Origin of the sequence: Mesorhizobium sp. ESP6-5, from assembly GCF_020164695.1 — a bacterium.
Taxonomy (GTDB): Bacteria; Pseudomonadota; Alphaproteobacteria; order Rhizobiales; family Rhizobiaceae; genus Mesorhizobium; species Mesorhizobium australicum.
On the sequence record NZ_JAIUGR010000009.1, the window covers coordinates 239,534 to 263,340 of the forward strand.

A 23,807-nucleotide genomic window follows, 5' to 3' on the forward strand; every position below is an offset into this window, starting at 1 on the left:
AAACGGCACTTGTTGCCCGCGCGGAGTGCACCGAGCCGGGTGCAAAGGGTCTACGATCAGATGCCCTATGTGTCGTGGCAGCGGCCTACAAAGTCCGGAAACTATACGTCGAACAGATCAGTAGGCCCGCGACCGATCTCGTCGATGATATCGGGGGTGTTGTTGCGCGGCGAACCCACCTTGCTGTCGATCGGCCACATCTTCATCAGATCGGACGGAAAAGGCTTCATCAGGTCGCGAGGGTCTTGCTCCGGCCCAAGCCAGCGCATGTAGTCGGCCGGCGCCAGGATCACCGGCATGCGGTCGTGGATGGTCGCCATAAGCGAATTCGGTTCGCAGGTGGCAATGGCAAAGGTCCGCACCAGCTCGCCGGTGACCTTGTCGGCATACTCTTCCCAGATGCCCGCCATGGCGAAGGGCTCATCAGACTTCATCGCGATGGCGTAGGGCTGCTTTTTCTTCCCCGACGCGTCCAGCTTCTGCCATTCGAAATAGCCGTCGACGGGCACCAGGCAGCGGCGCGCATTGTAAGCCTTGCGGAACAAGCCATTGCTGGCGACGGTCTCGCAGCGGGCGTTGACAGGTGGCGGCCGCCCGCCACCATCCCGAGCCCAACCGGGGACCAGTCCCCAGCGCGCCGAGACGAATCCGGCCATGCTGGTCGAGAGCTCTTCACGAATGATGATCGGATAGGTCAGGCTTGGCGCACCGTTCCACAGCGGGAAGCTGTTGCCCAGCCGTTCGACCTCGCCAGGGTGGGCGAATTCGAACCGACGAACCATGTCGGGGATTGTGGTCTTTACGAAAACGCGTCCGCACATGCACCAGAGATAAGTATCCGAAAAGCAAGAGTCTACTTCGGGACGGCTATTCGATCGCGCCACCCTCCCGATTGCTGACAGCCTCCGCCATGACGGCAAAGACGCGTCGGCCGATCGGTTCGCTTCGCAATCGGCCTAGGAATCGCTATAGGTCACGCCGTAGCGGGTTGATCCGCTCGTATTTGCACTCATGCTAATACTAAGCCATGATCCCTTTCTGCCGGTGGGGGATCGCCGGCATGGCCCGGCTGACGGCCCCCAAAGCCCTAAGTATACCCCCGGCAGCCGGGCCGCCCACATCAATTGCTTGACAAAGGCGAGATGGTCGCGCGCGGCGCTGGTGTGAGGCTGAAAGCGAGGTGGCGGCGGGACATACAGTGGCGGCTAGTAAAACCCTCTGCCTACTGGTGAGCGGGCAGCGGGCCTTTAGTTTCGGTGGTGGAGGCCCACCGGGCTGCAAATGTGCCGTTCGCAGCCGGCCCGATGGTTAGCCGCCTTTGCACGGATCAACGACTTACTGATTCGTAAGGAACATCCCGACGTCAGCGACGTTTGCGCGGATGGCTCTCGTTACCGGGTTCGCATCCGCAGTGGTGGTTCTTTTTGTCGTCCTGCTATTCACGCACGCAGCCCGAGACCTTCATAGCTCGCCAATCTATCACAGGCTGTGTCGCCGACTGCGCCGAGCCCGTTAGCGCTTCATCGGCTTAGGGGTGATCTCCTCGGTTGCCGGCCCCAGGCCAAGCACACCCCCGGCAACTGGGCCGTCCACATCAATCGCTTGAGGAAGGCGCAGGCCGCACAGGCCCGGTGGTATTCCACTGGATGAACTCGACTTCCTTCCCCGTCACTTCCCGCACGGACTTCAACAGCGCATCATGCAGGGTGCGCGTCGCGCGGTAGTGGTCGCAGTGTGGCGATATAAACGGCTTTATGATGCTTTTGTGCAGCGCTTCCGCCGCCATGAGAAAGCGCTCGATTTCAGCCTGGGAAAGCTGTTTTGATGGTTTGGACCTAGCCATTGGCAAACTCCGTTTTAGGGGGTTCGCCGCAACAGGGAGGATTATATTCCCCTTCTTTGAATAGTTGGCAAGCCCTATCGTCAATCGGCCAAGCTGGCATCGCGGTGCTGCATCGCCTCCAGAATGACTTCGAAGGCGCTGCCGACTTCGTCGGTGATCTCCGCCGGGTCGATGCCGTCGCGCTCGGCCGCTCGCATCGCCTCATTGGCGAGGTCGCTCGCCGCGATCGGATCGTCCGTGATCGCATTCGGCAGATGCTCTGCCATTCACCGGTCGAGGAAATTGGTGCCGCGTGTGCTCATGTGGCCCTCATCCGAACAATGTAAGCGAAGGTCCGCTTCTCGCCCTTCAACTCCGTGACACGTAGCCAGTTTTCTTCCTGGCGCCGGAACGTGACAGGCATCCCAACCTGTGCCTCCGCCGCTTTGAAAGGCAACTGTGCTGTGACTATGCTCGATGACATAGCCGATCCGGCGGCCATGACCTCAACCCGATACTGCGGCACCCGATCTCGCCGCGATTGTTCCGCAACCGCGATTCAATCAGCTTGCGCTAAAATAGTTCCGGAACGTTTGACATGGCCGGATGTTGCCACCCGCATGACAAAGCTATCTGACCTTGGCCCTCCGGTTCCCGGCAAACTGCATGGAGGGCAGCATATTGAAGAGCATCTTCACTTCTACAACTGCCCGCACTGCGGTCAGCGGGTCGATCAACGCGATCTGCGGCAAGTCTTCGGCATGAACGGCCTGGTCATGAACCGCTGGAGCCGGAGCCTGAGGCGAAGGCGATCGAATTTCCAAAGCGGAATGAGAAAAACCCGCCGGCGTGAGCCAGCGGGTCTTGAACACATTCGGCTGATCTCAGGGGACCGGTGGCGGTGGCGGCGGTACCGATGGACCGGGGCCAGCCGTTACAAACGAAAGTCGTTCGCGCTTGGTCAGAACGGGCTTCTCGTAAGTTTTCATCGCGCAGATCACGTCTTGCTCAGGCCAGATACGATGACCACCTGGGCTGCGATGCTGCCCAGGCGCTCGCGTTTTTTCAGTTCTGGCTTTTCGTATGTCTTCTTCACAGTGGTGCTCCTCGCTTTACCCTCGGGAGGGAAAGTGCCTTGCGTCCGTGCTGTCTGTCAACAGCAAGCATGCCCTGTTCGGGGCAAGCTGATCTATTCTTTTAGCACCGGCACGGAAGGGCCGGGGCCGATCGCCGTGACTGCCGAGAGACGTTCACGCTTGGTGAGAACAGGCTTATAATAGGTTTTCTTCATGTGGGTGTTCCCCTCGCTTTACCCTCGGCGGCGAAATAGCGCGGCCGTTGCTGTTGCGGCCAACAACGGCTACGGCGGGGGATATTACCGCCCACCTCGCACGGCCTACGGCGTGGCCTGGGATCAATTCTATGAACAGAACTATGCGCTAATGTGGCGGTGCCGGGACAAGGCCACCGGCCGGTTCGTCGACGACTTCTATTGCAATGGGAGCCCATGATCGACAGCACTTGGCCAGGGTGGTCGGCGTAGGGGACTGCTATGGATCGATCTCGCTACGACAATCAATCCAAACAATGGCGCAAGCGGCAAGGCGCACAGCGGCGGCGGGCGCGTCTGCTGGCAGGCGCGCCGAAACGGCTGGTCCTCTGGACGGTTGCCGCAGTCGCCGCACTGACCGCGCAGTTCGTCATGCAGCGCGGCGGTGATATGCCCGATGTCAATCTATCGAACTTGATCGGCCTAAAGCCGGATTCGGATCGCTGGGGTCGCGTCCGTCATAGATGGCGACACAGCCACCATCTCCGTCGACCTGCAGGGTTCCGGCCCAGATGAGCGACCGGTCGCTCCGCCGTTCGGTCCGGCGCATAGACATAGGTGACGCCGGTGGGTCGCTCCCGTCCCATGTTCGGTACCGGGGGCGCCTCGACGCGCGCGGTCGACGATCTCATCAACGCCGCGGACAAGAGCGGGGCCGGCAGTGCCGCACCGATGCTGCAGGGATTTTACGTTGGCCGCTCCCTTACCAACCAGTTTAGCAGGTCGGACACGCGTGCTTTGGCGTCCTCTCGCGCCGGGCAGATCGCGTAGTAGCCATAGCCGCTTTCGATGATGCGCCGAAAGGGGGTGACAAGCGTGCCACTTTCCAGATCCTGTCGTGCAAGATGCATGTCGCCCATCGTGACGCCATAACCGCTTGCCGCTGCCGTCATCGCGAAATCCTGGGTGTCGAATATCTGGTTGCGCACCGCCGTCAGCTCATAGGCGCCCTCGGCCTGCAGCCACAGCGTCCAGTCGCTCTGTCGCGCATTGGAGTGCAGCAGCACGCAGTCGGCCAGGCTTTCGATCCGCGCTGGGTTGCCAAGCGAGGTGGCAAACGAGGGCGAGCACATCGGGGTCAGTTTTTCGGGCAAAAGCAATTCGACATGCATGCCCGGCCAATGGCCGTTGCCATAGAGGACCAGCAGGTCGATGTCGCCGGTCCCGAAGGTCGGGCGGGCGAACCAGGCAGTGTCGATCGTGATGTTCAGATCCGGATGGCGACCATGAAGGTCCGTCAGTCGAGGCAGAAGCCAGCGCCGGGCGAAGGTCGGCGGCATGCGCACCGTGAGCGACCGCCCCCTGGTCCGTGTTGCCTCAAAGGAGTTGCGCAGCGAGATAAGCAATCCGTTGACGATGGGAACGATCGCCTCTCCTTGCTCCGTCAGCACCACTTTGCGCGTGTGGCGCTGGAACAGGCTGCAGCCGAAGTAATGCTCGAGCTGCTGTATTTGGCGGCTGATGGCGCTCTGGCTGAGATTGAGCTCGGAGGCAGCCAGCGTGAAGCTTCCGGTTTCCGCGACGACGGAAAAGGTCTGCAATGTCTGCAGCGGCGGCAACCGATTCTGTTGGAACGCCAGTTTCAAAACCATTCTCCGCGATGGACCCGTCATTAAACAGGCGTTCTCGCGGAGGTAAATAGCTCGCCTAATTACCCGAGCATGACCCGCAGTTCGGCCGCGGCGCGGCGAACCTGCACGGGTGCGGTGCCCCCGCGATGGTTGCGGCTGGCAACGGAGCCTTCCGTCGTCAGGGCATCCACCACGTCCTCCGAGATAATGGGAGCAAAAGCCTGCATGGCAGCAAGCGGCATCGCGGAAAGTGTAGCGTAACCCTGGTCTCGTGCCGCGCCCACGATCGCGGCCACCGCATGGTGGGCATCCCGGAAGGGCATGCCGGCGCGCACGAGATAATCTGCGAGGTCTGTCGCCGTCGAATAGCCTTTTTCCGCAGCCGCGCGCATGTTGGCGGCCTTGACCTTAATCGTCGGCAGCATCTGCGTCGTGACGGTAACCGCGCCACGCACATTCTCCAACGTATCGGTCAGCGGCGGCTTGGATTCCTGCTGGTCCTTGTTGAAGGCGAGAGGCTGAGATTTCATCAGGGCCACCGACGTCGTCAGGTTGCCGATAACACGCGCGGCCTTGCCACGGACAAGCTCGGCAAGATCAGGATTGCGCTTCTGCGGCATGATCGACGAGCCGGTGCAGAACTGATCGCCGAGCTCAATGAAATCGACCATTGGCGTACACCACAGGATGACCTCCTCGGCAAAGCGCGACAGGTGGCCCATGATGACTGCCCCGGCCGAGCAGATATCGACCACGTAATCGCGATCGGACACCGCGTCGAGCGAATTGCGGAAGGCGCGCGAAAAACCGAGTTCCTGCGCGCTGAAATCAGGATCAATGGGATAGCTTGTTCCCGCGAGCGCCGCGGCGCCCAGCGGTGACACATTGAGGCGCTCGCGCGCCTGGCCAATGCGCTCGAGATCGCGGCTGAACATCTCCGCATAAGCCATCAAGTGATGGCCGAACGTAACCGGTTGCGCGATCTGAAGGTGGGTGAAGCCCGGCATGATCGTAGCCGCATGGGGTTCCGCGAGATCGACGAAGGCGAGGATAAGCGCCTGCAACTCAAGGCCGAGCGCTGCGAGTTCGGCTCGTGCATAAAGGCGAATATCCGTCGCGACCTGGTCATTGCGCGAGCGGGCGGTGTGAAGCTTCTTGCCGGCGTCGCCGACCAGCGCCGTCAGGCGGCTTTCGACGTTCATGTGGACGTCCTCGAGCTCCTTCCTCCACGCAAAAGCACCGGATCCGATTTCCCCAGCGATCGTGTCGAGACCGACCTGGATGGCATCGTGGTCCGTGGGCGTCAGGACGCCTGCGCGCATTAGCATCCGGGCATGAACCTTGGAGGCGGCGACGTCATAGATGGCGATGCGCTTGTCCTGGTCGAGGCATTCGTGAAAGTCGCGAAAGTCGGTCGAGACTGCCTCCTTGAAGAGGGGCGACCATGTTGCGTTCGAAAGTGCGGACATTGTCATCTCACGGTTGGAGCAGGTTGGTGAAAGGGCGGACATCGGCGACGGCATCGATGCCGAGGATCTCATCGCGGAGCGCGGCGATGCGAGTTTCCGGCAGCACTGCGCCGGCAAGGTCGGTGTATTTGGCAATGATGCGTTCATCGCTCAGCGGATTGAGCGGTCCGCCGAGCGGATCTTCCACCTTGGCCGAGAACGCGCTCCCATCAGGGGTACGGATATGCACGGACGGCTCTTCCTCATCGCGCATCGCCTGGTCGACGCGAACCGTCACACGGTCCAGCCATTTGCCGATCGCTGGATCACGCCAGGCTTTCTCCTCGAGCTCGGCCAACGAGACCTTGCCGTAATGCAGCCGCGCCGCGACCGCATAAGGCAGGCTCATCTGCACCTGCGCTCGCGAGGTTACAGTCTTGTGGCCGCACATGCCGAACTGGAAGCCGCTCATCTCGACGGAGACCGAAGCGACATCCGAACTCGCCAGCCCGTTGTCCCCGAGCATCAAATCGATGGCGTCGATGGCTGAATGCGTGCCGCGGCACGTCGCGTGCGGCTTGATTGAGCAGCGGTTGAGCCGCCAGTTCTGGCCGAAATCGCGACTGAGCTCTTCCGGCGCCGCCCGCCCGTCACCGAAGGTTCGGAAAAATCCGCCCCAAACATCGTCGAAAGCCGAAATTGGCCCGCGAAAACCGGACCGAGCGAGCCGGGCCGAAACGTAGCCGCCCTCCGCGGCACGGCCGGCGTGAAGCTTCTTGGCAGGGCCGCCATCATGGATGAAGGCCCAGGTCCCGCCCGAATAGGAGAGCGCGCAGCCTAGCGCCGAGGCTATGCCGTCTCGATCCAGCCCCAACAGTGTCGCCACGGCCGCCGCAGCGCCGAAGGTCCCGCAGGTGCCAGTAGAATGCCAGCCTTTGCCGTTGTGGGTTTCATAGCCGCCGCAGGCCTCCAGGACGCGGCGTCCCACCTCATACCCAAGCAGCACCGATTTGAGGAACAGGCGACCGTCCACCGCCCGTCCGGTCGTCTCGAGTGCTGCGATGACGGCCGGCAGGACGACGGCGCCGGAGTGGTCGCAGCCGCCGGAGTCGTCCAGTTCGAAGGCATGCGCGGACACGCCGTTGATGAAGGCGGCGGTGCGGGCGTCGGTCTTGAGCGGCAGTCCCCAGGCGCTCGCCTCGCCTTTGTCGCCCTTCAACTCAAGTGCGTCGACCGCGAGCTTCGTCTCGAGGGATGTCGCGCCCGCGATCGACACGCCCACCGTATCCAGAATATGGAGCTTGGCTTTTCGCACCGTGTTTTCAGGAAAGTCCGAAAAGTCCGTGGCAGCGAGTTTGTCGGCAAGTGCAGTCAGAATGGTTTCAGTCATCGACGCCCTGCTCCTTGCGGTAGGCGTCGAAGACCTGGATCGGATGATCATTCGCAACGGTCGAGCCAAGCGCCTTCTGGCGCTCCGCTATCTCGGCGCCAGTCGCCAGCCACACATCGTCGAAGCTGAGGATGTGACGCAGCAGGTCCTCGACAAGCGAGATGCGCCCAGGTGTTCCGCTCCATTCCGGTCGAAGCTGGATAACGTAGCAGAGGCCGAAGCGGCGATATGCGTCGAACTCGGCGACCCAGTTGTGAAGGACGCCTTCGTAGTCGGGTATCCGGCCCTGCCCCTTCGGAAAGGCGGGCGCGAAATTGAACTGGAAATAGGGCCGGTCTTCCAGCTCGATGTGAACCGGAATTGCCACAAGGCCGGACGGATGAGTGTAGGGCACGTCGTCGCCATTGAGGCTGGCCGACCAACTGTAGCCCGCCTCCATCAGAAGTCTGTCGAACCCTCGGGGCCAATTGCCCTGCGGCAGGCGAAACCCGGTTGTGTGCCTCCCCGCCAGCGTTTCCAGTGCGTCTCTCGAGCGCTTGAGGCTGTCGAGCAACCGGGCAGGCGTGAGCGCATCGTAGCGATCGAAGGCAAGACCGCTGCTTGCGATCTCGTGCCCCGCATAGGCGATCCGACGCACCAGGTCGCCATGGCGATCCGCCGTTTGGGCGTCCAGGAACCAGCTTGCCTTGACGCTCGATGTGGCGAATGTCCGGCAAAGCCGTTCGACGCCACGGGTCGCGCCGAATTGCCAGACCGACAGGCTCTTCGATCTGTTGGCAAGATCGGGAGCGGCGGCTATCGCGTCGGCTCCGTCGTCGAACGGCACCGCGATCATCACGGCGCAGTTTTTGCCCTTGGGCCAGATTGTAGGCTGTGGCGTGGTCATGGCGTCGGCTTTCGATTGTCGGCCTCGGACCAGCGTTCGATCCACCAATGGGCGATGTCGCCGAGACGGGCCGTCCAGACGCTGTCGCCTTTGCTGGCGATCACCTTGAACAGGCCTTCGAGAATGGAAAGACGCCCTGGCTTGGCGCATACCTTCGGATGCAGGATCGTCGTCCAGCACAGCCCTTCGCGGTGATAGCCTTCGAACTCCGCGCACCAGTTGCGCTCCACGACGCGGTAGTCTGCAATCCGGTCAAGCCCGATGGGGAAATCCGGCGTCTCCGTGTAGGCAAGCGCGGTGTAGTCGTCGATGTCCCAGCGCGCCGGGACTTCAACGAGCCCGGGACCCTCATCGGAAGGATGGAAGTAGGGGCGGTCGTCGCCGCGCATGGAACTCGAGTAGATGACGCCGAAATCCTGGAGAAGCGCCACCGTTTCGTGGCTCCAATCGCCCGATGGTGTTCTGAACCCGATAGGGGTCACGCCGAGCCGGTCGCGAAAAATCCGGCGCGACCGCGCCATCACGTCCAGTTGCTGCTCCGCCGTGAGGTCAATGAATACCTCGTGGCGGTGACCGTGATAGCCAACCTCGTGCCCGCCGGCCACGATGCGCTCGCACCGGTCGGTCCAGTGCTCCACAACCCAGGTTGGGATAAAGAAGGTGGCCCTGAGGTCATAGGCCGCGAGCAGGTCGAGTAATCTCGGCAGCGCGCGCCATGGGCCATAGGCGCCCTGCGTGAAATAGCGCGGGTTGCAAAGCAGCGATCCGTCGAGCATCGCGTCTCCCGTCGGCCCATCGACGTCGAAAGCGAGACCGACTGCGGATTGTCTTCCGGCTGGCCAAAGCGAACCGATGATAAGAGGCGACTGCGGCATGGCGTGGTCATTCTGTTTGGGGATTCATCCGCGCCCGGCAAGCCGGGCGCATATTGTGAAAGACAAAAGCTCTCCGCTCCGGCCGGATGGCCGGTCAAATCGCGAAGTGAGGAGATTTAGGTGCGCCTTGGTGCTTACTTCACGCCGTTGATGACGGCCTTCGGCACCGCGTTGTGCACCAAGCCCCACTTCTTGAGCATGGCGTCGTAAGAGCCGTCATTGATCAGTTCGTCTAATGCGCCGGCCACGGCATCGCGAAGGCTGGTATTGTCCTTTTTGAAGCCCATGCCGAAGGTATCGTTGCTGAGCAGGGGTTCGCCGACGAGTTGATAGGTGTCCGGCTCGAGGCGGATCTGGTAGGCAATCGTTTCGATGCCCTGCACCACGGCGTCGTAGCGGCCCTGCTTCATGCCGAGACGGGCGGCGTTGGAATCGGCCGTTCCCTCGAACTTGATCGCAGGCTTACCCTTGGCCACGCAGTTGGCGTCGCTCCAGCCGGTGACGTTTTCGCCGAAGGAGGTCGAACGGCTGCCGGCGACGGTCTTGCCGCAGAAATCCGTCGTTTCCTTATACTGGGCGGCGTTGGCCTTCATCGTGAAGAGGATTGGGCCACTCGTTATGTAGTCGACGAAGTCCATGCTGGCTTGGCGCTTCACATTGTCGCTCATGCCGGAGATGATCATATCGCCGCGCCCGGTCTGGAGCCCGCTCTGCAGCTCCTGGAATGCGGAGGTGACGAAAAGCACGTTAAGGTTGAGCTTTTTGCCAATGGCGTTGATCAGGTCTACGTCGAAGCCATCCAGCGTGCCCTGATCGGGATTGACGAATTCCATGGGCGGGTAGATCGGGTTCGTCAGGACGCGCAGTTCACCCAGGTTGACAAGGTTAAGCTTGGTGTCGGCGTGCGCAGCACCGGCCGCGACCAAGGCCATCGCCGAAACGGCAATGCGTATGAATTTCATAGGTTTTTCCTCCTGAAGGTTGTTTTTCAAAGCACCGCAGAGATGAAATTCTTCACTCTGGGATTTCGTGGATTTTCGAGAATCTCGGCGGGTGTCCCGCAGTCGACGATGCGACCGGCGTCCATGAACAGCACACGGTCGGCCACCTCGCGGCAGAAGCCCAGCTCATGCGTGACGACGATCATAGTGGTGCCGGACGCCGCAAGCTCCTTCATCACGCTCAGCACCTCGCCGACCAGCTCCGGATCGAGCGCCGAGGTGGGCTCGTCGAACAGCATCGCTTTCGGCTTCATCGCGAGTGAGCGAGCGATCGCCACACGCTGCTGCTGGCCTCCCGACAATTCGCCCGGGTAAGCATCGGCCTTGAGGGAAAGCCCGACGCGGTTGAGCAGGGTCTTGGCTTCATCGATGCAATCCCTTTTGGGGCGTTTCTGCACTCCCACCGGCCCTTCGACGATGTTTTGCAGCACCGTCTTGTGCGGGAAAAGATGGAAACGCTGGAACACCATGCCCACGGACTGCCGCTGGCGGGCGATCTCGCTTTGGCTCAACGGATGGAGTTTGTTCCCATCACGGCGGTAGCCCACGATTTCGCCCTCGATGGCGACATATCCAGCATCGAGCTTTTCAAGCTGGTTGATGCAGCGCAGGAAGGTGCTCTTGCCAGAGCCGGATGGGCCGATGATGCAGACGACCTCGCCCTTGGCAATTGCAAAGTTGATGTCTTGCAGGACATGGAAAGAACCGAAATATTTCTGCAGACCGACAGCCGTGATCAGCGCGTCCATCACGCCGCCTCCTCGGTGAGGGCTCGGCCGGCGGGCTGACCGTGGCCGCCCCAGCCTTTCGAAAAATAGCGCTCGACGAAGATCTGGCCAATGGACAGTACAGTGACGACGATCATGTACCAGATGGCGGCGACAATCAGCAGTTCGATGACGCGAGAGTTGACGTAGTAGACGTCCTCGACGCTTCTCAGCAACTCGGAATATTGGATGACGCTGGCGAGCGACGTGAGCTTGACCATGCCGATGGTTTCGTTGCCGATAGGCGGAACGATAACGCGCATGGCCTGTGGCAGGACGATCCTCAGCATAGCGCGTAAAGGCGTCATGCCAATTGAAAGGCCGGCCTCGGTCTGACCCTTGTCCACGGCCAGAATGCCGGCGCGGACCACCTCGGCGGTATAGGCGCCTTGCTGGATGCCCAACCCAAGGAACGCGGCGACGAAGGGCGTCATGATGTCGACGGTTCGAAACGAGAACAGTCCTGGAATTCCGATCGTGGGAAAAATCAGCGCGAGGTTGAACCACAGCAGCAGTTGCAGAAGCGCCGGCGTGCCGCGGAAGAGCCAGACGTAGCCGATCGAGACATTCCGCAGTACCGGATTGTCCGACATGCGCATAACGGCGGTGACCACGCCTAGCACGATGCCCAGCGCCATGGCGCAGAATGTCATAATGATGGAGTTGATTACGCCCTTGAGCACGCTCGGCGAAAACAGGTTGGTGCCGACATAACTCCAGGCAATGTCGCCGACCCAGAAAGCCCTGACGAGCATCGCAAGCAGAACAATGACAAGGAGACCCAGGATATTCGTCCCAGTCTTGCGTCGCGGCACGATCACGAAATGTGCCGGTTCAGCGCTCCCAATTTCGCGCATGATGAAGGTTCCCCGAGGCTCAATCGCCTCGTTTTTGTTTTGATGCCCAAGCGTAACCATGCGACCACGATCGCCGCAAACGAGATATGAGCATGCGATTTATGATGGATTTGCATAAATCCGTTGCGGCTCGTACGGATGCTCCGGATGCCATACGATCGCCGGCGTGCCGGGGGCACAAGGCCAGGTTGGTCCGCGCCTCGATTCCAGCCTTGCCGACCGGGTCTTTATCGCCGGCGTGCTGGCGAGCCGGAGAACCTGATCCGCTGGATACGAGCGGCCAGGGAGATCAATCCGCACACGGCAATGCCATCGACGGGGATCACAGAGCAGCAGGCGCGTGATATCGCTGCCTACCTCTACGGCCTGAAATGATCAGCCCTCGCCGCGCCGGGACCACAGGCCGCGGCCGGGGTCGTAGCCGACCACTGCCGCCAGGAAAAACACGACGAGGCAGGCGAGAACGACAAGGGCGGAAACGGGATCGAAGCGCAGATAGAGCGTGAAGCGTATCAGTTCGACCGCCGAACTGAACGGGTTCCATGCGGCGATCGTGGCCAGCACCGGCCCCGCCTCGGCGAGCCGCCATATCGGATAAAGCGCCGTCGAGGCGAAGAACGTCGGGAAGATGACGAAGTTCATCACGCCTGCGAAGTTCTCCATCTGCGTCGAAACGGACGATACCAGCAACCCGAACGCGCCCAGCATCAGGCCTGACAGGACCAGCGCCGGAAACACGGCGAGGTAGCCTAGAAACGGCGGGCGCACATCCCAATAACGCGCGATCAGCAAGAACAGATAGACCAGCGGCAGACCGACGATGACGCTCGCCAGCAGCCGCGCGGCAAGCAGATACCAGCGTGGAAGCGGCGCCGTCAGCAACAGGCGCATGCTGCCCATCTCACGGTCGTAGACCATCGCCAGCGAGCTTGCCATGGCATGGAAGAGCAGCATCATGGCCGCCAGCCCGGGGACGACATAGACCTCGTAGAGCACGTAGGTCTGATAGGGCGGCGTGATTGACAGGCCAAGCACCGAGCGGAAGCCGGCGGCGAAGATGGCGAGCCAGACCAAAGGCCGTATGATCGCCGAGAGCAGCCGGCCGCGCTGCCGAAGCGTTCGCAACATCTCCCGCCGCAAGATGCCGTCGAGCGCGCGCAATGCGTGGTGGACTTTCATGGCGAGCCCGTCAGCACGGCGAATGCCCCCGCGATGGTTTCGACATTAAGCTCGGGCGCGATGCGATCCGCGCCGCCGGCCCAGCATACCCTGCCCTGATCCAGCACCACGACATCATCGTCGGCCGCCACCTCTTCGAGGAAATGCGTTGCCCACAGAACGGCAATGCGACGCTCTCGGCAAAGCTTTCTCATATGCTGTTCAAGCGCGCGCCGTCCTGGCACGTCGAGCCCGGTGGTAGGCTCGTCGAGCAGCAGCAGGCGCGGACTATGCATCAGCGCCCGTGCGATCTCCACGCGCCGGCGCTGGCCGCCGGACAGCGCGCGGGCGGGGTCGTCGATCCTGTCCAGCACCTCCAGGCGGCTGAGTTCCTCCCTGGAGCGCTCCTTGCTCAGCTCCGAGGGAAGCCCATGCAGGGCCGCATGGTATCGCAGGTTCTCGCCGGCCGTCAGATCGAGGTCGAGAGTCGGCAATTGAAAGACGACGCCCATTTGCGCGAGCGCGGCGGAAGGATTGGCATTCATGGCTTGGCCGAAGACCTGCACTGATCCTACGCGCGCGTGGTAGAGACCGGTGATCAGCGAGAACAAGGTCGTCTTGCCGGCGCCGTTGCGTCCAAGCAGGATACACATCCTGCCTTCAGCCACCGCGAACGAGACGCCCTGGAGAACCCGCCGGCTTCCGAAACTGTGACCTAGATCCTCGACTGACAGGGCGTTCATGGGCCAATCACGACGCCCCACGGACCGCGCCCCACCGGCAGTGATCTCACCACCTCCTGATCGTGAAGGTTGATGAAGGAGATGTCGCCCGAGTTGCCGTTGGCGCTGATCAGACGCTTCTGGTCGTCCGATAGCGCTACATGCCACGGACGCTGGCCGACGAGATAGAGGCGCCGCACCGCCAGCGTCTTGGTGTCGACCTCTGCAACCCTGTTGGCCGGGCCGAGCGCCACATAGGCGGTCGTGCCGTCGCGCGACATCTCAATGCCAACCGCTTGCACCCCCTCGCGCCGGATACCCGGCACCTCGAATTCGATCTTGCCAGTTTCAGCGCGTGTAGCGGTATCGAAGACGGCGACGGTGCCCCGGATTTCGGACGACACCCACAATTGCTTGTCGTCCGGCGAAAACGCCGCCGCGCGCGGCCGCGTGTCGACCAGCAGATTGTCGATGAGCTCGAGTGTGCCGGCATCGATGAGATGAACCATGCTCGTCGTCTCCGAAGTGCAGGCGACCGTGCGGCCATCGGCGCTGACTGCCATGCCTTCTGGTTCCACGCCGACGTCGATGGTGCCTGTGACCTTGCCTGCCGCGATATCGACGACCGAAACCAGATTGTCATTTTCATTGGCCACGAAGAGCCGCTTGCCGTCCGGATGGACAACGAAGAATTCCGGATCGGCGCCCGAAGGCAACCGACCAACCACCTGCCGTTTGGCGAGATCGATCACATCGATGCGGTTGTCGTCGCCTTCGGCAACGAATAGCGTCTTCTTGTCGATCGAAAGCGCCATCCCGCGCGGACGCCGCCCGACATCGATGGTTGTCTGCAGGGTCATGGCCGCCCCGTCGACGACCGCGACGGTGTTGTCCTGTTCATTGGAGACGTAGATCGTCTCAGCCGAGGCGGGAGGAACGAGAATCAACATTGCAAGGACAAGATCAATCAGAACTTGCATGTGCTCTCCTCCAGATCGATCCCCAGAGTATCGAGTGGCGTTCGCTGGTGCAGGAAACCCGGCTGTGGCGAGTTGGAGACGAGCAGCCGAGGGCCCGCGATCAGGACAGGCTGGCGCATCTGGCCGTTCCACGGACGGAAACTCAGCCCCTGTCCTTTGAATCCGGCGAGCAGGAAATCGTTGCTGCGGAGATACTTTCCGATCGCAATCGGATCGAGGCTGTGCAGGCGCGTTGCCGCCTCGCCGATGCTTCGCACGGCGAGCCAGGCGGCGTAGTCGCTGGGCAGCATCCAGCGCCCGGCCTGCTTGTGGAAGCGATCCTGGAGTTGCGTGGCACCCCACTCTTCGTTGACCGCGCTCCAGCCGGTCGCGACGAGACCCTGCGTCCCGGCGACCGGCCGCGGAAATGCGGTTCGGCCTTCGAGATAGGCGCCAAACTCGTCCGCCTCGTCGGCAACGACGAGCACATCATAGTCGCTGACCTGCGTGGCAGCGGGAATCTCGGTCTGCAGCGTGACATGTCCTGTGTCGGCGCGCCCGTTGGCCGGCCTGAACGTCCAGGGCTGGTCGATGGTGATCTCTGCTCCGAAACGCGTCGCCGCGCGTCGAAAGGCGACCGCCATCGCCCGGTCCTCGGGATGCGCCCCGACCAGCAGGAACCAGTGCTGCCAGCGCTTCCAGACGAGATATTGCGCCAGCCCGTCAGCGAGCATCGCGCGGCTCGGAATGGTGTGTAGCACGTTCTTGCGGCAATCCTCCTGGCGGAGCCGCTCGTCAGGAGCGCGACTGTTGAACAGCGTCATCCTCTCGGCGCCTGGAGCGTCGCTCGCCTGCAGCAAACGGGCGGCATCGAGATCGGCGATGAGGAAGTTGATGCCGGCGGCCGCGAATTCCTTGACCGCTTCGGCTGGCATCTCGCCGGGCTTGAGGGTGATTTCCTGCAACCGGAATTGCTGACCGAGAAAGCGGCCGGTGCTGGCATTGTCGGCGATGCCGAGCCGGGCACCTTGCAGGCCGTCGTCGGTGACGACCTCGTCCAGTGGCCCGAGCGGTAGAGGCGGTTTGCGCTGTTCGCCGAGATAGCCGATCACCATCGTCTGGGGCTCGCCAAGCCCGGGCGCGACCAAAGCGAGCAGCACGAGAAACGTCAGCGCCAGCCTCATTCGGCCCAAGGCGGGCAAGCCAAGTGGGACGTCAAAAATCGGCATGTGCGCTCCAGGATGGAAGCGACCCTAATATTTTGGACAAAGGAATGTTCCTGGATTCCAACAAAGTGAGCCCGCCCCATTTCCGCATTTGGGGCGGGCTCCATGCCTTGGACCGGTAGAGGGAGGACCGACCCCGACCCCAACTGCTGGAAAATTCCGATCGTTTCTTGGCCGCGCTCTTTCCCAAGTCGCAGCCGGCCCCCTGAGCGGCACGCCTGCTCTCACCGCTTCTCGCTTGCGGCTACCGGCGGGCCAGCGCCCAGCTGGTCTAGCTTTGCAAGCGTTTCAACTCTATCAGGAACGATCATGAAGCGATGCTCCTTCTCGGCACCGGTCGGTCGACGGTGCTTTTGACCGGTCGCTACGACACGGTGGCAACGCGCGATTACGGCGCGCTTGAACTCTGGCAACCCGGCCTGAAGCTTTGACACGCGCATTGCGCGATTCTTTGGCGGGGACCGATGCGCCAGCCGCCCGACTAGCTCGGGCCTTTGGCATGCATCACTATGAACGCACGAGGCGTGACCGCATTCATATTTGACGATCGGATTACCGGTTGCGGCTCGACATTTCACGCCTGTTCGAGGAAAGTTAAGGCTGGTTCATTTGGAAAACCGGGCTGGTGATGAAGGAACAACTGAAGCTGCAACACGTTGTATCCTCCAAGAGTGCCCATTTTCAGGTAATGGCATCGATAGCGTGACCGGCCCGTTCGGCTGGCGCAAGAGGAGAACGCGATGAAGAAGATCTGGAAGAAACCGATCATGTGTCAGGTCGCCGCCGGTTTAGAGATTTCGCGATACCTGCCCGCAGAAAATCCGCCCAAGAAGTAGGCTGCAATTGCATGTGCCCTTCAACGGCGGCATGCAATTCTTGTCCGTAGGAAAATTGGACGCGGTTGCTTTTGAGAACGTCCTGCTAGTTCCATAGGGCTTCGGAGCGATGGTATGCTCGTGAAGATCATCGGATCGGCGGCGGGAGGTGGCTTTCCGCAGTGGAATTGCAATTATCGTTTGAGCCGCGCGGCTCGCAGCGGGATGCCCGGCGTTCGTCCACGAACACAATCATCCATTGCCGTGTCGGGTGACGGGGCAGGCTGGGTTCTCTTCAATGCGTCGCCCGACATTCGCCAGCAGATTGCGCAAACGCCTGAACTGCAGCCGCCAGCCGATGCGCCGCCGCGCTCGACGCCAATCCGCGCCGTGGTGCTGACCAACGCCGACGTGGACCATGTCGCCGGCCTGCTCAGCCTGCGTGAACGACAGCCGTTCGCAATCTATGGAACAGCACAGGTGCTGGAGACGCTGGAGGCGAATTCGATTTTCAACGTTCTCGATCCGTCGATCGTATCTCGGCGCCTGCTGGGGCCAACGGGCGAACTGGCGATCCGCGACGCGTATGGCCGCGAAACTGGCGTGGTGGTCGACAGCTTTCCCGTACCTGGGAAGATCGCGCTCTACCTCGAGCAAAAGGCCGATCCCAGCGCCGATTTCAGTTCCGACAGGGGTGACACAATCGGAGTCCGCATCACTGCGACCGGCAGGTGCGGCGCCATCTTCTACATTCCGGGCTGCGCGCGCATCGATGCCGCCCTGCGCACTCGTGTTGCTGATGCCGCCTGCCTGCTGTTCGACGGCACCATCTACACGGACGACGAGATGATTATTGCCCGCGTCGGCCAGAAAACCGGCGCGCGCATGGGGCACATCGCAATCTCTGGAGAGGAGGGCTCGATTGCTGGCTTAGCCGATGTAAAAATCGGCCGTCGTATCTTCGTCCATATCAACAACACCAATCCTATTCTCGACGAGAATTCCGCCGAACACGCGGCGGTCAGAGTGGCTGGTTGGGAAGTCGCCAGCGATGGGATGGAGATGGAATTTTGAGCGATTTCCACGAGGCTGCGAAAGATGGCCTGTCCAGGAGCGAGTTCGAAGCCGTGCTGCGGCAGGTCGGTGAAGAACGTTATCACAACCGACATCCTTTCCATCACAGTATGACCAGTGGCGCTCTGTCGAAAGCCGAAATGCAGGCCTGGGCGCTCAACCGTTATTGCTACCAGGCCGTCATTCCGCGCAAGGACGCCATGATCCTGGCGCGTGCCGAAGATCCGGCGTTTCGCGCCGCGTGGCGCAAACGCATCGAGGATCATGACGGCGACGACGGCTGGAGCGGCGGCATCGCGCGCTGGCTGCATCTGGCCACCGCACTAGGGCTCGACGCCGAAGCGGTCAGGAGCGAGCGTCTGGCGCTGCCGGCGACCCGTTTCGCGGTGGGCGCCTACCTTTCCTTCTGCACCAACCGTACGCTGCTCGAGGCGGTCGCATCGTCACTCACGGAGATGTTCTCACCCCGCATCATCGGCGAACGAGTGCCGGCGATGCTGGCCAGATACGACTACATTACGCAAGACACGCTGGCCTATTTCAGCTGGCGGCCCGAACAGGCATCACGCGACGCGGACTTCGCGCTCGCCTACGTGCTAGAACATGCCGACACGGCCGAACGTCAGCAGCAGGTGATCGATGCGCTGGTGTTCAAATGCGACATATTGTGGGCGATGCTCGACGCACTTCAACATGCCTATGGCGCGCCTGGAAACATACCGCCCGGCGCCTTCCGCCCGAAGGCGGCCTCATGACGGGACTGCGCGAAAGAGCCATCGTGTCGTTGCGATCGGCGCCGTCACTGCCGAAGCATGTCCGAATCCAGTACGACCCTGTGCGGCGCGCCTTCGCCGTGCTTTCGCCGGAGAAAGTCTTCTGGCCGGACGAGGTCAGCCTCGACATCTTGCGCCGCTGCGACGGGAGATCCACGGTCGGCCACATCATCGCCGACCTTGCGGCCGACTATGACGCCGGTCAGGATGCGGTAGCGGCCGACGTCATCGCCTTCCTGCAGGAATGGTCGGACAACCTTCTGGTGAAACTATGACCGAGCCTCTCCTGCCTCCGATCGGCATGTTGGCGGAACTGACGCATCGCTGTCCGCTGCAATGCCCTTACTGCTCCAATCCGCTCGAATTGCTGAAGGCCAATCGGGAGCTCGACACGCGGACCTGGCTCGATCTGTTCTCGCAGGCCGCCGATCTGGGCGTTCTCCAGGTGCACCTGTCTGGCGGCGAGCCGACGCTTCGCCGCGACCTTGAGCAACTGATCGCCGCGCTTTCGTCGCGCGGTATCTACACCAACCTCATCACCGCTGGTGTTGGCATTGCCGAAGGCCGTATCGAAGCCTTTGCCGAAGCCGGTCTCGACCACCTGCAACTGAGCTTTCAGGGTGCCCGTCAGCCGACCACCGACCGTGTCGCCAACCACAGCGGCAGCCACGAAAAGAAGCTGAAGACGGCACACCGCGCCCGCGCGGCCGGGCTGCCACTCACCATCAACGCACCGATCCATCGTCACAACATCGAGGAGGTACCCGAATTCATCGATCTGGCTCTTTCCTTGGGCGCCGACCGGCTCGAGATCGCCAACGTGCAGTATGCCGGCTGGGCGCTGGCCAATCGCGATATGCTGATGCCCGAATGTGGCGCGATAGACCGGCAGGCGGACATCGTCGCAGCCGCGCGCGAAAGGCTCGCCGGCATTATGAACATCGATTTTGTCACGCCGGATTATTTCGCCACATATCCCAAGCCATGCATGGGCGGTTGGGCGCGCGACGCGTTAGTGGTTACCCCGGACGGTACTGTATTGCCGTGCCACGCCGCGCAGACGATTCCTTCGCTTCGCTTCGAACGTTTTGGAGCGAAACCGCTGGCCGACATCTGGGCCGCTTCACCCGCATTCAATGCCTTTCGCGGCACCGAATGGATGCAGGAGCCATGCCGAAGCTGCGAGCGGCGTGAGATCGATTGGGGCGGCTGCAGATGTCAGGCGTTGGCGATTGTCGGCGATGCCGCTGCGACAGATCCGGTCTGCATCAAGTCGGAGGCACACGCCCGCATGGCTGCGCTGGTCGATGAAACCCGGCGCAACGTCGCCAATGCCGCAGGGGACGAAGGTTTCATCTATCGCCGGATAGGAATCGTGAATGACATTGCGTGACATAGGTCCGCGGAACGATCTCAGGAACTCGATGTGAACCAACGCCGGTCCTTCATAGGGTCACGCAGGGCGACGCCAGGATCACCGTCATCCGGGGGTGGATGGTCGCCATCCGATGGTTCGGCTCGTTCGGGCGAATGCAGCGCTCTCAGATGTCTCCGCGCTTCTAGCCACGCGGACAGCTTGGCCGGCTCGAGCCTTCTCTCTCCTAGGTGCAGGCCCCGCACCTCGCTGCCCCCTGGCGCACGCGTTTCTCGCGCAGAAACGATGGCCACGCGGCGGGTTTGCTTGATGCGGTGCCATGGCGAACCCTACTCGTCTATTCGAATGACGCCAGTCCACACAGCCACAATGCTATGGCGATCGCCTTCGCCCCGCAGGATAGGCACATAACCAGTAGCGCCCTCTCCTCCTCTCTCGGCTAACCGTCGCGGCTTGAGTGCGGCTGCGGGTGAGTCCTGTCTCTCATTGCAGCCGTGCCGATCTCTTCCCCGTCGCGCATTGGCGTCGCAAGGCAGGTCGGAGCTTTATGTCGGTCGCTGAGGTTGGTTCGTGAAGACGCGCCAGTACCTCATCAGGATCCCGGTCAGATTAAAGGCTGCGTAGTAAGACGCCCGCCTCTTGAACAGCCAATCTCAGCTTAGCGGTGGGCGGGACGCCGCGCGGGACGGCGGCGTTCACGATAACGGCGCGCGCTGGCGGTTCAAGCGCTGTTTCGGGCCGTAAGAAAATCTGATCCTGCAAACCGGACTTTAGAGATGATTAAATTAGCAATATTGCGCATTGCGGTGTAATTTTGTGTTGCAGTGCAGCATGCCGCCGTGACTCACACTTCCAGGTTCCCGCACGACGGCGTAGTCGGCAGAGCCATCGAGGCCGGGGGGTGCGTGTCGCGGAGAGGCTCGCCGGGCGCCGGTTGCCTGTCTAGCCAACTTTTTGCGGAGACAACAGAGGCCCATGATCAAAGACAATGCCACGGTGGGCGTCGTGGTGCCGATGTTCAATGCGGAACGAACGATTCGCGCGACCCTGAACAGCATCTGCGGGCAACACTACCAGGCGCTGGACATTGTCGTCGTCGACGACGGGTCGACGGACCCTTCTGCCTCGATTGTGGCGTCCTATGCTGAACAGGATAGCCGTATCCGCCTGATAAGGCAGTCGAACGGCGGCGTTGCGAATGCGCGCAATCGTGGAGTTGCTTCCACCGATGCGGAGTTCCTGGCGTTTGTGGACGCCGACGATCTTTGGGCCCCATCCAAAATCGCGCTTCAGATGTGCACCTTACAGCAAGGCGGCTCTTCCGCAGGCCTGGCATATTGCTGGTTCGCCGATATAGACGGCGACGGCCGGGTATTCTCATTGCATAACCGGCCCGATGCCGAGGGTCGCGTGCTCCAACGCATGTGCAGGACGAATTTTGTTGGCAACGGAAGTTCAATGCTGGTCCGACGCGCCGCGTTCGAGCGAGCGGGAGGCTTCGACCCTTCCTTGAGGGCCAGGAACGCACAAGGCTGCGAGGACCTGCTGATGTGCCTCAGAATAGCCGAAAGTTACGAGTTTCGCGTCGTCCCTCAGTACCTCGTGGGTTACCGGATGACGAACGCCAACATGTCGAGCGATGTCATGCAGATGCTTCGTTCTTGTGAAATTGTCCTTGCCGAGTTTCGCCAGAAGTACCCGCAGTTCGGGGACGATCTCGACGATCATCTGATCGACATGCTGCATTGGCTCGCCGTAAGGGCCTTGATCTGCGGGCGGCTTTCGGCAGCGTATGGCCTGATGAAGAAACTCTTCCTGATGGAGCCAGGGACGGCGATTTCTCGCCTGCCAAGAATGGTGGACATCTACTGCCGAGCCCGACTGGTGCCTCGGTGGGTCAAAATCCGAGTGAAAAGGAGCCGAAACAAGAACGCCGAGTTCCACCCCCCCTACGCAGAGGGCATCTGGTGAGTCTGGTCGCGCGATTGCGGCGGCTCTTTCGCCTGGGGGCGGCACCAGCCTGGGCTGGGCCGACCGTGGTGGGACTTGGACTGATCGCAGCGGTTCTGGAAGGTACGGGTCTCGTCCTGTTCATTCCCCTGCTGCAGAGCCTCGGAGCCTCGCCGCCTCAGCCCGGCAGATGGCAGCCGGTGTTTGACAGGATCTTGTCACCCATCCCGCATCAACACCTGACCGCCTTCCTGGTCGGAGCGCTTTGCGTCAGCATCGTCCTCAAAAACGCGGTCCATCTCATCAACACCTGGGTAACCAGATACATTGACGGCCTCGTCGCGCACCGGTTGCGATCCAGGGTTTTCGATCAGACGATAAGTTCGTGCATCGACTACCGTGTCGAGAACAGGCGAACGGACATCATCACGACAATTGCCAACAATACCTGGAAGGTCAGCCAAGGGCTGAGCCTGGCCTACCGGTTGATGATCTGCCTTTGTACCTTCGTCGTCTTCGTTCTCTTGATGCTATTGATCTCAGTCCGATTGACCTTTTTTTCGATGATTTTCCTGCTTTTCGGAGCAATGGCCATTCGTCTGGCAACGCGACGCGCTGACGAGACCGGCAAGGCCGTCGTCGAGGAAAACAAGCAGTTCGGCCTCAGGATGTGGGAAAGCATCAATTCATTGCAATTGATCCGTGCCTTCGCACAGGAATCCTACGAGCATGACCGGTTCGTTCAGACATCGGACAGGGTAAGGCGTCGTCTGTTGAGGCTCGACATGCTTTGGGCGACCCCCGGGCCTGTCTCGGAGATCTCGATCACGATCCTGATCGGTGCACTGGTTCTCATTGCGGAATCAGCAAGCATAGGAATCGCGGCTCTCGCCGCTTTCCTGTCGCTGCTCTATCGTCTCCAGGCTCCCACACGGGAATTGCTGCAGTCGAAGATTGCGCTGGACGGGCTTGCGGGCGCGATTGACGATGTGGACGAGTTCCTGCGCACAACGCAAACGCCGTTTCTCAGCCAAGGCTATCTGCCGGCGCCCGCCCTCAAGACGGCCGTCGAATTTCGCGATGTCTGCTTTCGGTATGCGCCCGATCAGCCTTTGGCGCTACAGGATGTCTCCTTCAGTATCCCCGCCGGCAAGACCACAGCAATCGTTGGCGAGTCGGGTGCCGGCAAATCCACCCTCATGGCCCTGCTCTTTCGCTTCATGGACCCGACGTCGGGGGAAGTCCTCGCCGACGGTATCCCGCTCTTAGGTTTCGAGTTGCGCAGTTGGCGCAAGCGGCTGTCGCTGATGTCTCAGGAGGTATACCTGTTCAACGATACCATCGCGGCCAACATCGCTTACGGCGATTTCGACGCCGGTGAGCACGAACTGCGCCAAGCGGCCCGCATTGCGAAGGCGGACGATTTCATCCGTTCGCTTCCGCAGGGCTACGAGACGCAGATCGGCGACCAGGGAATGCGCGTGTCGGGGGGCCAGAGGCAGCGGATCGCGCTGGCCCGGACCATACTTCGCAATCCCGACATTCTCCTTTTGGACGAAGCCACGAATGCGCTCGACGGTGAGACGGAACAGGCGTTCCAGATCGCCCTCGAGCAATACTCGCACAATCGCACCGTGGTTGTCATTGCGCATCGCCTGTCCACCGTCCAGACCGCTGACCAGATCATCGTGATGTCGAAAGGACGGGTGATCGAGATTGGTCCGCCGGATCAACTCCTGAAGCGGGCGGGCCATTTTTCAAGACTTCACGAGTTTCAGCTCGATCGTGTTGCCATGGGTGCGAACTAA

23 protein-coding genes and 1 pseudogene are annotated in these 23,807 nt (G+C 61.4%); 7 read left to right on the top strand and 17 right to left on the bottom strand.

The window, feature by feature from the left end:
* Nucleotides 1-101: 101 nt before the first annotated feature.
* From LB524_RS17195 to LB524_RS17255, 13 genes are all read right to left on the bottom strand, one after another.
* The gene (locus LB524_RS17195; protein ID WP_141906158.1) at nt 102-821 is read right to left on the bottom strand and encodes an SOS response-associated peptidase; all 720 of its coding nucleotides are present in this window, start codon (nt 819-821) and stop codon (nt 102-104) included.
* 773 nt (nt 822-1,594) lie between these two features.
* Nucleotides 1,595-1,843 carry a hypothetical protein gene (locus tag LB524_RS17200; protein WP_015316560.1) on the bottom strand — a complete coding sequence of 83 codons (249 nt, stop codon included), beginning with the start codon at nt 1,841-1,843 and terminating at the stop codon, nt 1,595-1,597.
* 80 nt (nt 1,844-1,923) lie between these two features.
* Nucleotides 1,924-2,109: a DUF768 domain-containing protein gene (locus LB524_RS17205; RefSeq protein ID WP_140787307.1), complete on the bottom strand. Its 186-nt coding sequence runs from the start codon at nt 2,107-2,109 to the stop codon at nt 1,924-1,926.
* Nucleotides 2,110-2,451: 342 nt separating this feature from the next.
* The gene (locus LB524_RS17210) at nt 2,452-2,694 is read right to left on the bottom strand and encodes a hypothetical protein (protein ID WP_181763093.1); all 243 of its coding nucleotides are present in this window, start codon (nt 2,692-2,694) and stop codon (nt 2,452-2,454) included.
* A gap of 317 nt (nt 2,695-3,011) precedes the next feature.
* Nucleotides 3,012-3,113 carry a hypothetical protein gene (locus LB524_RS17215; protein WP_015316558.1) on the bottom strand — a complete coding sequence of 34 codons (102 nt, stop codon included), beginning with the start codon at nt 3,111-3,113 and terminating at the stop codon, nt 3,012-3,014.
* A 725-nt stretch (nt 3,114-3,838) separates the two neighbouring features.
* Nucleotides 3,839-4,744: a LysR substrate-binding domain-containing protein gene (locus LB524_RS17220; protein WP_224528573.1), complete on the bottom strand. Its 906-nt coding sequence runs from the start codon at nt 4,742-4,744 to the stop codon at nt 3,839-3,841.
* A 59-nt stretch (nt 4,745-4,803) separates the two neighbouring features.
* Complete coding sequence (gene argH, locus LB524_RS17225; protein WP_411909922.1) at nt 4,804-6,192, bottom strand: argininosuccinate lyase; 1,389 nt, start codon at nt 6,190-6,192, stop codon at nt 4,804-4,806.
* Between the two features lie 7 nt (nt 6,193-6,199).
* Entirely contained in the window at nt 6,200-7,561 is a 1,362-nt protein-coding gene (locus LB524_RS17230; RefSeq protein WP_224528579.1) for an MmgE/PrpD family protein, read from the bottom strand.
* On the bottom strand, nt 7,554-8,447 hold the full coding sequence (locus tag LB524_RS17235) for a polysaccharide deacetylase family protein (protein WP_224528581.1): 894 nt from the start codon (nt 8,445-8,447) through the stop codon (nt 7,554-7,556). The genes LB524_RS17230 and LB524_RS17235 overlap by 8 nt, the downstream gene beginning before the upstream one ends.
* Complete coding sequence (locus tag LB524_RS17240; RefSeq protein ID WP_224528584.1) at nt 8,444-9,223, bottom strand: polysaccharide deacetylase family protein; 780 nt, start codon at nt 9,221-9,223, stop codon at nt 8,444-8,446. The genes LB524_RS17235 and LB524_RS17240 overlap by 4 nt, the downstream gene beginning before the upstream one ends.
* 233 nt (nt 9,224-9,456) lie before the next feature.
* Entirely contained in the window at nt 9,457-10,254 is a 798-nt protein-coding gene (locus tag LB524_RS17245) for an ABC transporter substrate-binding protein (protein WP_224528586.1), read from the bottom strand.
* 56 nt (nt 10,255-10,310) lie between these two features.
* Nucleotides 10,311-11,072 carry an amino acid ABC transporter ATP-binding protein gene (locus LB524_RS17250; RefSeq protein WP_140787294.1) on the bottom strand — a complete coding sequence of 254 codons (762 nt, stop codon included), beginning with the start codon at nt 11,070-11,072 and terminating at the stop codon, nt 10,311-10,313.
* Nucleotides 11,072-11,947: an amino acid ABC transporter permease gene (locus LB524_RS17255; RefSeq protein ID WP_224528702.1), complete on the bottom strand. Its 876-nt coding sequence runs from the start codon at nt 11,945-11,947 to the stop codon at nt 11,072-11,074. Before LB524_RS17255 ends, LB524_RS17250 begins: the two co-directional genes overlap by 1 nt.
* Nucleotides 11,948-12,080: 133 nt before the next feature.
* Here LB524_RS17255 and LB524_RS29100 point away from each other — a divergent pair.
* Nucleotides 12,081-12,322 (top strand): annotated as a pseudogene (locus tag LB524_RS29100) (c-type cytochrome); the annotation flags it as partial.
* Here LB524_RS29100 and LB524_RS17260 read toward each other — a convergent pair.
* The 4 genes from LB524_RS17260 to LB524_RS17275 are packed head-to-tail and all read right to left on the bottom strand — an operon-like array spanning nt 12,323 to nt 16,015.
* On the bottom strand, nt 12,323-13,126 hold the full coding sequence (locus LB524_RS17260; protein ID WP_140787290.1) for an ABC transporter permease: 804 nt from the start codon (nt 13,124-13,126) through the stop codon (nt 12,323-12,325). It abuts the pseudogene before it with no gap.
* Nucleotides 13,123-13,848, bottom strand: coding sequence for an ABC transporter ATP-binding protein (locus LB524_RS17265; RefSeq protein WP_224528589.1), 726 nt, complete (start codon nt 13,846-13,848; stop codon nt 13,123-13,125). Before LB524_RS17265 ends, LB524_RS17260 begins: the two co-directional genes overlap by 4 nt.
* The gene (locus tag LB524_RS17270; RefSeq protein ID WP_015316543.1) at nt 13,845-14,807 is read right to left on the bottom strand and encodes a PQQ-dependent catabolism-associated beta-propeller protein; all 963 of its coding nucleotides are present in this window, start codon (nt 14,805-14,807) and stop codon (nt 13,845-13,847) included. Before LB524_RS17270 ends, LB524_RS17265 begins: the two co-directional genes overlap by 4 nt.
* Nucleotides 14,795-16,015: an ABC transporter substrate-binding protein gene (locus tag LB524_RS17275; RefSeq protein ID WP_015316542.1), complete on the bottom strand. Its 1,221-nt coding sequence runs from the start codon at nt 16,013-16,015 to the stop codon at nt 14,795-14,797. The genes LB524_RS17270 and LB524_RS17275 overlap by 13 nt, the downstream gene beginning before the upstream one ends.
* 947 nt (nt 16,016-16,962) lie before the next feature.
* On the opposite strand from LB524_RS17275, the gene pqqB reads away from it, so the two are divergent.
* The 6 genes from pqqB to LB524_RS17305 all read left to right on the top strand — a co-directional run bounded on the left by pqqB (nt 16,963) and on the right by LB524_RS17305 (nt 23,807).
* Complete coding sequence (gene pqqB, locus LB524_RS17280) at nt 16,963-17,901, top strand: pyrroloquinoline quinone biosynthesis protein PqqB (protein WP_141906166.1); 939 nt, start codon at nt 16,963-16,965, stop codon at nt 17,899-17,901.
* Entirely contained in the window at nt 17,898-18,656 is a 759-nt protein-coding gene (pqqC, locus tag LB524_RS17285; RefSeq protein ID WP_141906167.1) for a pyrroloquinoline-quinone synthase PqqC, read from the top strand. The genes pqqB and pqqC overlap by 4 nt, the downstream gene beginning before the upstream one ends.
* On the top strand, nt 18,653-18,949 hold the full coding sequence (gene pqqD, locus LB524_RS17290; protein WP_015316539.1) for a pyrroloquinoline quinone biosynthesis peptide chaperone PqqD: 297 nt from the start codon (nt 18,653-18,655) through the stop codon (nt 18,947-18,949). The genes pqqC and pqqD overlap by 4 nt, the downstream gene beginning before the upstream one ends.
* Nucleotides 18,946-20,067: a pyrroloquinoline quinone biosynthesis protein PqqE gene (gene pqqE / locus LB524_RS17295; RefSeq protein WP_015316538.1), complete on the top strand. Its 1,122-nt coding sequence runs from the start codon at nt 18,946-18,948 to the stop codon at nt 20,065-20,067. The genes pqqD and pqqE overlap by 4 nt, the downstream gene beginning before the upstream one ends.
* A gap of 957 nt (nt 20,068-21,024) precedes the next feature.
* Nucleotides 21,025-22,020, top strand: a complete 996-nt coding sequence (locus LB524_RS17300; protein WP_141906168.1) for a glycosyltransferase family 2 protein — start codon at nt 21,025-21,027, stop codon at nt 22,018-22,020.
* On the top strand, nt 22,017-23,807 hold the full coding sequence (locus tag LB524_RS17305; protein ID WP_224528590.1) for an ABC transporter ATP-binding protein: 1,791 nt from the start codon (nt 22,017-22,019) through the stop codon (nt 23,805-23,807). Before LB524_RS17300 ends, LB524_RS17305 begins: the two co-directional genes overlap by 4 nt.